Raw genomic sequence first — 5,261 nt, 5'->3', positions numbered from 1 at the left:
TCTAAAGCCCCCCTTTAGCCCGCCCTCACACCCCGCCCTAATCAGATTTGGCCTAATACTAAAGAGATGGCTCGGCTGAAACCGTGGTGGGTCGTGGGGGGGGTTGCCGCCCTCACCGTCCTGGTTATGGGCGGAAGCCAGTGGATGCGAAGCAACGGCAGCGCTCCACCTCAAAGCACCGATGCTCAAAGCCCCTACCGCACCTACACCGCCACCGGACAGGTTACCCGTGTGAAGGCTCTCGGAGGCGGTGGCTGCCAGGTACAGATCAAGCTGCACCAGTGGGTATCGTTGAGCAACGGCTTCACCCTGGCCGAGATGCCCCAGAAAGGACAGCTCTACTGGGTTGCGGCAGACCCGGAACAGTGCATGGCGTTAGAGGTTGCGCTGGCCTCGCTGGGCAACCCCGAAGACCTCGAGAGCCCGCGCCACATCTATTACAAAGCGGGGCAGTTTCGCTCGGGCGTATGGCGCATGACCGAGAATCCCTCGGCCCCGGTGGATTGTGGGGGTTTGTAGCCGCTAAAGGTTCGACTCGCACAGCACAACTTATAGCGGGTAATCCAGCTGGGTCAACCGCTTCTCGCCTGCGCAGGTAATGCCCAAACCTTCGTAAAAACTGTGCAGCTTCAGGTGGTTGAAATCGGTGTCCAGGCCTAAAAATGACAAACCGCTTGCCCTGGTTCGCTCTCTGGCCCAGGCTACCATGGCAACTGCAAGACCCGGATCAGCGACCTAGACCTTCGCAGCGATGCGGAGCGGATCCTGAAAACCAGGCCTAAAATCCTCGACAAATCCAGATTCCTCAAGGCTCCTAAAGCCTTCGGGACGGGTTGTCTGGTGCGTCAGCACTACGCTATAGATTTCGACATCCTTGCGATATCCTTTAGAGCCTCTCCTTTACCGCCCTAATCCCTCCCTCTGGGATCCAGAATGTCGCGCAATGCATCCCCCAACAGATTGAAGGCCAGCACGGTGAGCAGGATACCGATGGCTGGTGCGGTGGGAGCCCAGATGGCCTCGGCTATGTAACTTCGGGTTTCGGAGACCATCGCGCCCCACTCCGGAGTGGGCGGCTGCGCCCCAAAGCCTATAAATGACAGCCCAGCGGCGGTCAGGATAGCCCCACCCACATCAAAGCTAGCCTGGACAAAAATCGGCGTAAGGGTGTTGGGCAACAGGTGGCGCAGCATCAGACGGCTTCTGCCGGCCCCCAGTGCGCGGGCAGCCTCGACAAATTCGCGCTCCCGCAGGGCCAGCACACTGGCCCGTACCAGGCGGGCATAGATGGGCCAGCTTACCAGCGCCACCGCGATGATGGTGTTGTTGAGATTGGGCCCAAGTGCGGCAGCAATTGCCATCGCCAGAATCAGGGAAGGAAAGGCAAAAAAGATGTCGGTTACACGCATCAGCAGGTTGTCCCAGGCTCCGCCGAGGGTTCCAGCCAACAAACCCACCAAAACTCCAATCAGCACAGCTAAAACCACTACCCCAAACCCTACCTTCAGAGAAATGCCCGTTCCATGTGCGACCCTGGCCCACACATCCCGACCCAGCTGGTCGGTGCCCAGAATATGTTGTGCAGAGGGGGGCTTAAGCCGTTCGGCAATGTTCTGGTTGATGGGATCGGAGGCAATGATTGGAGCCAGCAAAGCCAGCAGGATTAACACCACCAGCAGACTGGCCCCGATTAAGCCCCCTGGGTTGCGCAAGAAGCGCCGAAGTGGGCGGGAAGGGCGATTGACAGGGGCTAAAACAGCCATGGGTTCTCCGGCCGATCAGGAATAGCGTATTCGTGGGTCAAGGAAGGCATAGAGCAGGTCTGTGATCAGGTTGATCAGGGCGTAGACCAGGCCCACCAGCAACGTGACTCCCATCACGGCTGGAAAGTCCAGGCTGGTCGCGGACTGGGTGACATAGCGTCCAATGCCCGGCCAGCTAAAGATGGTTTCGGTCAGAACGGCTCCAGAGAGCAGACCCCCCAACAACCCACCCAGCAAGGTCAGAATGGGCAGGGAGGCATTCTTGAGGGCGTGGCGGAAAATCACCGCCCGCCCAGCAACCCCCTTGGCTCGGGCGGTACGAATATAGTCTTGCGAAAGTACCTCGAGCATGGTGGCACGGGTCATCCGGGCCAGAATTGCAGCGGAAAACAACCCCAGCACAAATGCTGGCAGCATCAGATGCAGCAGTGAGTCCACAAAAGCCGCCCAGTCACGGGCCAGCAGTGCATCTACCCCGACCAGACCCGTAACCCTGGGCGGTGGAAAGGTAAACCCATCCAATCGCCCCTGCACCGGCAAGAGATCCAGTTGTCGGGCAAACACATACTGGAGCAACACGGCCAAAAAAAAGACTGGGGTGGCCCCACCCATCAGGGCCAGAACTCGCACCGTTACATCCGAGGCCTTGTTCTGTCGGAGAGCGGCCAGAATACCCGCAGGCACCCCCAGAAGCAAGGTCACCAAAAAAGCCGCCACCGAAAGCTCGAGGGTAGCCGGAAAAAACTCCCTCAGATCCTCGGCCACGGCCCGCTGGGTGCGCAACGAATTGCCCAGATCCCCTGAAGCCAGGCGCCCCATGTAGATGAGGTACTGTTGCCAGATGGGTTTGTCCAGACCGTAGCGTTCTCGGAATTCCTGGATTTGTTCTTCGCGGGCGTTATCACCCAAAGCAGCAATGGCCGGGTCAATCGGCACCACGTTGGCTATAAAGAATGTGGCAAACGTGACCCCCCAGGCCACAAAGATCACAAAAAACAAACGACGGATAAAGTAGGAAAACATGCGGGCTACTCATAACCAGATAGCTGATAGTCAGGGCTTTGTCACTCTCTATCTACGCTGGTTCACCCGATCCCGAAACCAGCTTCACGGGCCGGATGCGGTTCTTGAGCTGGCAGCCAACCAGGCCCGATAGAGCACTTTACAAACCATGAACTATCAGCTATTCGCTACTAGGCTATCTGCTATCGGCATCTACGGCAGCTTGCTGATGTTCTCAAAGCGCACCTGGCTTTGGGCATTGCGCACATAGCCTTCCACTTTGGCCGACAGGCCCAGCGGAACCGCCGGTTGATAGAGGATGGCATAGGGGCCATTCTTCAGCACATAGTCGGTCAGTAGGCGGTAGAGTGCCGTACGCTTGGCCGGATCGGTTTCCAGCGAGGCCTGGTTGGCCAGCTTTGCCGAAGTGGCATCATTCCAGACATTGCGCCAGGCCAGGCTGCGGGCCGCATAATTGGCCAGGGGGGTGGCGTTGCCATCGGGGTCAGGGAAATCCGGGCTCCAGCCTACCAGAACCATCTGGTGGTTCTGGGCACGGTAGGTGCGCAACACCTCCGCATTGGCGATGGCTTTTACATTGGCCTTGAAGCCGCCCTTGGCAAGATCGGATTGAATCTTGGCAGCGATGTCGGCACAGGGAATGCCCCCGCCGCAGATACCCGTGCTGACCAGTAGTTCAAACTCGAGACCATTGGGGAGGCCTGCCTGGGCCAAAAGACGTCTGGCTCGAGCGGGATCGAAGTTGTAGGGGGTACGGGCATCGTAGCCCAGCAACCCTTTGGGGATGATGGTCTGAATCTTGGTTCCGTTGCCCTGTACCAGGCCGCTCACCAGCTCGTCCTGGTTGATGCTATAACGCACTGCATCCCGCACAAGGTTGTTGGCAAAGGGGCTGCCCTCTTTGACGCTCATACCCAGGTAGTTCAGGCGCAGGCTGTCAGCACGAAGGGTCTTGAAGCGGGGGTTGTTGGCCAGCGCCCGCAAAGCTTCAGGCGTTAGTCCCTCAGCAATATCAATCTCGCCCGATTCCAGGGCGGTGCGCAGAACCGCAGGCTCCTTGATCTCACGCAGAATAACGCGCTGCAATTTGGGCTTCAGGCGGGCATTGGGGCTGGCTTCCAACAAAACCTGTGAGCCACGATCCCACCGCACCAGCCGGAAGGGCCCCGAACCAGCGGAATTGTTGGTGAGCCATTCCTTGCCAAAATCGTTGCCCCTGGCGTTTCTCTGCACCGTTTCGGAGTCCACGATGCCGCCGATGTTGAAGGTCAGGATCGAGAGAAAGGAGCCCGGTGAGGCTGTTTTTGGAATGCTCACCATCACCGTATAGTTGTCCAGGGCTTTGGTGGCCCCCGGCTTTAGCTGGGCAATTTCGGTAAACAGGAAAGAGCCCGGCCCCTTAATCGCCAGGGCCCGTTCACAGGTGTAGACCCCATCCCGGGCCGTCACCTCGTTGCCGCTGGAAAACTTGCTGCCCCGGCGCAGGCGAAATGTGATTTCCCAGGAATCCCGGCCCCGATCCACCTTCCAGCTTTCGGCCAGCCCCGGCCTGAGCGTTGAGAGGTCGGCCCCCTCATACTTGACCAGAGTTTCGTACAGATTGTCGGTGACCAGACCACCGGAAAACTCGTAGGATACCTGCGGATCCATGGTAATCAGGTCTGACCAGTCCCCGCCATATATCAGGGTCTGGGTACGGTCTTGGGCCAGGGCACTGCCCAGACCTAGCACCGCGATAAGTCCAACTGCTTTGATAAGTTTCATGAAACCTCCTTTCGATATGTCGCAAACAATACAGATAAACACACTGTTGGTCAAGACACAGAGATGACACCTGCCATTACACTTGGACTGATGCCCTGGGACATCCTCAAAACCTTTGCCTGGCTGGGTTTGACCGTTTTTGGCGGTCCAGCAGCCCACTTTGCGATTTTTCAGCGACTGCTGGTTGGGGAAGGAAAATGGGTCAGTAGAGAGCAGTACCTGAAGATGCTGGCCGCAGTCAATCTGATTCCCGGCCCCAACTCCACCGAAACGGCAATGCTGCTGGGCCATGCAAGGGGTGGATCGTGGGGCTTGTTGCTGGCCGGCATTGGTTTTATTGTGCCCGCCGCACTGGTCACGCTGGCGCTGGTGGCGCTATATCAAGAGGTAGCCTCTATCCCCCTGGTGCAGGGTGCCTTTCTGGGACTCAAGCTGGCCGTGGTAGCCCTGATTGCCCAGGCTCTGTGGGACTTACTACCACACCCGCGAAAACAACCCCTGACCTGGATGCTCGCTCTGGCTGGACTTGTTCTGGCGGGGCTGGGTCTGGTGGAATGGGCGGTGGTATTGCTGGTTGGCTTCTTGATGATGATGAGCAAGACCACAAGAATGCTGAGCGTGGAACCCATCAGCCTGTTCTGGTTCTTTTTGCTGGTGGGTTCAACCTTATTTGGTTCGGGGTATGTGTTGATTGGCTTAATGCAGGAAATA

Annotated in this window: 5 protein-coding genes; 2 read left to right on the top strand and 3 right to left on the bottom strand. The window is 58.0% G+C overall.

All coding sequences use genetic code 11. From position 1 onward, the window contains the following. Positions 1-66 precede the first annotated feature (66 nt). Positions 67-519, top strand: a complete 453-nt coding sequence (locus tag Q0288_RS01255) for a hypothetical protein (RefSeq protein WP_299425933.1) — start codon at positions 67-69, stop codon at positions 517-519. Between the two features lie 389 nt (positions 520-908). Here the strand turns inward: Q0288_RS01255 and Q0288_RS01250 are convergent, their stop codons facing one another. From Q0288_RS01250 to Q0288_RS01240, 3 genes are all read right to left on the bottom strand, one after another. After that, positions 909-1,763 (bottom strand): ABC transporter permease, encoded by an 855-nt coding sequence (locus tag Q0288_RS01250; RefSeq protein ID WP_299425930.1) that lies wholly within the window; start codon positions 1,761-1,763, stop codon positions 909-911. A 15-nt stretch (positions 1,764-1,778) separates the two neighbouring features. Next, complete coding sequence (locus Q0288_RS01245; protein ID WP_299425927.1) at positions 1,779-2,786, bottom strand: ABC transporter permease; 1,008 nt, start codon at positions 2,784-2,786, stop codon at positions 1,779-1,781. A gap of 192 nt (positions 2,787-2,978) precedes the next feature. Beyond that, positions 2,979-4,550 (bottom strand): ABC transporter substrate-binding protein, encoded by a 1,572-nt coding sequence (locus tag Q0288_RS01240; RefSeq protein ID WP_299425924.1) that lies wholly within the window; start codon positions 4,548-4,550, stop codon positions 2,979-2,981. Positions 4,551-4,640: 90 nt separating this feature from the next. Here Q0288_RS01240 and Q0288_RS01235 point away from each other — a divergent pair. Further along, on the top strand, positions 4,641-5,261 hold a 621-nt coding region (locus tag Q0288_RS01235), incomplete at its 3' end, for a chromate transporter (protein ID WP_299425920.1).

It is taken from the genome of uncultured Meiothermus sp. (genome assembly GCF_937863175.1).
Lineage (GTDB): Bacteria > Deinococcota > Deinococci > Deinococcales > Thermaceae > Meiothermus.
Note: the sequence above shows the minus strand (reverse complement) of the source record. Positions and strands in the feature narration are given on the sequence as shown.